The organism is Acidiphilium sp. (assembly GCF_049977125.1).
In the GTDB taxonomy this organism is placed as follows: Bacteria; Pseudomonadota; Alphaproteobacteria; order Acetobacterales; family Acetobacteraceae; genus Acidiphilium.
The window spans coordinates 1,690-4,223 of sequence record NZ_JBMFGY010000037.1 but is presented as its reverse complement, the minus strand read 5'-3'; the positions used below and the strand labels follow the sequence as shown (position 1 = coordinate 4,223).

Annotated in this window: 4 protein-coding genes; 1 reads left to right on the top strand and 3 read right to left on the bottom strand. The window is 65.9% G+C overall.

The window, feature by feature from the left end; translation table 11 throughout:
* Positions 1–95 precede the first annotated feature (95 nt).
* The 3 genes from ACP5E6_RS08040 to ACP5E6_RS08030 form a co-directional block, all read right to left on the bottom strand.
* Positions 96–725: a glutathione S-transferase family protein gene (locus ACP5E6_RS08040; RefSeq protein WP_427953602.1), complete on the bottom strand. Its 630-nt coding sequence runs from the start codon at positions 723–725 to the stop codon at positions 96–98.
* Positions 722–1,282 carry an HNH endonuclease gene (locus ACP5E6_RS08035; RefSeq protein WP_427953600.1) on the bottom strand — a complete coding sequence of 187 codons (561 nt, stop codon included), beginning with the start codon at positions 1,280–1,282 and terminating at the stop codon, positions 722–724. The genes ACP5E6_RS08040 and ACP5E6_RS08035 overlap by 4 nt, the downstream gene beginning before the upstream one ends.
* A gap of 150 nt (positions 1,283–1,432) precedes the next feature.
* Positions 1,433–2,092 (bottom strand): alpha/beta hydrolase, encoded by a 660-nt coding sequence (locus ACP5E6_RS08030; RefSeq protein WP_427953598.1) that lies wholly within the window; start codon positions 2,090–2,092, stop codon positions 1,433–1,435.
* 48 nt (positions 2,093–2,140) lie between these two features.
* On the opposite strand from ACP5E6_RS08030, the gene ACP5E6_RS08025 reads away from it, so the two are divergent.
* Positions 2,141–2,534, top strand: a 394-nt coding sequence (locus ACP5E6_RS08025; protein WP_427953596.1) for a glutamate--tRNA ligase family protein, incomplete at its 3' end; no start/stop codon positions are given.

Sequence of the window (2,534 nt, the reverse complement as noted above, 5' to 3'; positions counted from 1 at the left end):
GGTTGCGCAGGGAATTGGGGATCGGTTTGTTCATGGTTGCTCTCCGTCACCCGACGGATAGCCGATATGACGATCAGGTGAAACCGCCCTGCCGGCTATTTATCCTGAGCGGCAGCGATTAGGGCATCATCGAGCGCCGCCGCCCGCTGTGCCGCCGACCGTTCCATCAGCCGCTGTACATACGCCTCGAACGCCGGCCGTTTCTCGATCGTGCCGAACATCAGGCCAAAGCCGATCTGCGCACCGACATAGACATCCGCCGCCGAAAACCGCTCGCCCAGGATGAATTCGCTCTGGCCGACCGCGTGCTCCAGTGCTTCCATGACCGTGGCGAAACTGCCGTAACCCGTCGACATGGCCCGCTCCGGCGGCACTTCGAACCCGAAGGCTTTGTTGGTTACCGCTGCCTCGTACGGTCCGGCGGTGAAGAACAGCCAGCGGAAATAGGCGGCGCGCTTTGGGTCGCGCAGCGGCGGGGCCAGCCCAGCCTCGGGGAACGCATCCGCAAGGTAGGCGCAGATCGCGGATGTTTCGGTGACGATGGCGTCGCCGTGACGCAGCGCCGGGACCTTGCCCATCGGATTGATCGCCAGATAGTCCGGTGCCTTCATCGACCCTTTGTAGTCGAGGATTTCGACCGCGTAGGGCTGCCCGACTTCCTCGAGCATCCAGCGCGCGATCCGGCCGCGCGACATCGGATTGGTGTAGAGCGTAAGCGTGCTCACGTCTCCAACTCGCTGTCCCAATACAGGAAATCCCGCCAGCTCTCATGCAGGTAATTCGGCGGAAACGCCCGGCCGCGATCCTGCAACTCCCATGAATTCGGGCGGCGCGGCGTCTCGAAGGGGAACATCTTGCACTCGCGCGGCAATTTCGACCCCTTGCGCAGATTGCACGACCCGCACGCGGTCACCACGTTTTCCCAGGTGGTGCGCCCCCCGCGTGCGCGCGGGATCACATGATCGAACGTCAGATCCGGCGCCGGCAGCCGATCGTGGCAATACTGGCAGGTGAACCCATCGCGCAGAAACACGTTGAACCGGGTGAACGCCGGCTGGCGCATCGAGGGCACGAAATCCTTCAGCGCGATCACCGACGGCAGCTTCATCGACATCGAAACCGAATGCACCTCGTGCTCATATTCCGACAGCACCGAAACCCGGTCGAGAAACACCGCTTTCACGGCATCCTGCCAGGCCCAGAGCGACAACGGAAAATACGAGAGCGGACGAAAATCCGCATTCAGCACCAGAGCGGGAAAATTCTGCCCGCCGTCAGGCATTACTCAGCCGGTCCCACGCGCGGGACGCTACATAATGGGCGCTTCGGAAATCGAGTCGCCATATCTGGTGGCACGCCGAATTCATACCCGCTTTATGACAAAGACCGTCCCGCCCCGCAAGTCATCCCGCCCGGCGCGGTCCTCTTGTCATCAAACATCAACAGACGCCGCGAACCCCTTCTGCAACGCCAAAGCCCCGGCCGACAGCCCGCCATCGTCGATGCCATGCCCCAGTTTCGGCACATACAGCGCCTGTACCGGCACGTCATGCGCCCGCAACACCGCCTCGGCATCCCGCGAGCGCGACGCCGGCACGATCTGATCCGCCTCGCCATGCACCAGCAGCACGGGCGGCCGCCCGGTCAGCTCCCGCGCCAGCGATCCGGGATCGATCAGCGCGCCCGAATAGGCCAGAATCGCCCGTGGCGGCGCCGCGCGGCGCAGCCCGGTGAACAGCGCGGTCATCGCGCCCTGGCTGAACCCCATCAGCGCATAGGCCTCCGCCGGCAGGCCCAGCCGCGCGAGTTCGGCATCGATGAACGCATCCAGCGCCGCCCGCGCCCGCCGCACCCCCGCCGCCATCGCCGCCGGATCGATCACGCCGATCGGAAACCACTGCCGCCCATGCGGCGCCATCGTGAAGGGTTCCGGCGCATGCGGCGCCGCGAACGCCGCTTCCGGCACCGCGCGTGCCCAATAGGGCGCAAGATCGATCAGATCATTGCCGTCCGCGCCAACCCCGTGGCACAGCACCACCAACTGCTTCGCCGCCCCCGCCGCCGGTCCCCAACGCGGTCCATCCAGTGCCATCATCGCCTCGCCTTGAAATTCGCGCCAAGCGTATCATCCTGCCGCCCGATGTCCATCATCACCCGCTTCGCCCCCAGCCCGACCGGCTTTCTCCACCTCGGCCACGCCGCCGCGGCGCTGATCGCCTTCACCGCCGCCCGCGCCGCCGGCGGTGATTTCCTGCTCCGGTTCGAGGATATCGACGCCTCCCGCTGCCGGCCCGAATTCACCGAAGCGATCATCGAAGACCTCACCTGGCTCGGCCTCGCCTGGCGCGGCGAACCACGCCACCAATCACGCCACAGCGCCGAATACCGCGCCGCGCTCGACCATCTTTCCGCCAACGATCTCCTCTACCCCTGTTTTTGCACCCGCGCCGAAATCGCCGCCGCCCTCAACGCCGCCCTGGCCGCCCCGCACGCCACCCCAGCCGCCTATCCCGGCACCTGCCGCGATCTCGACC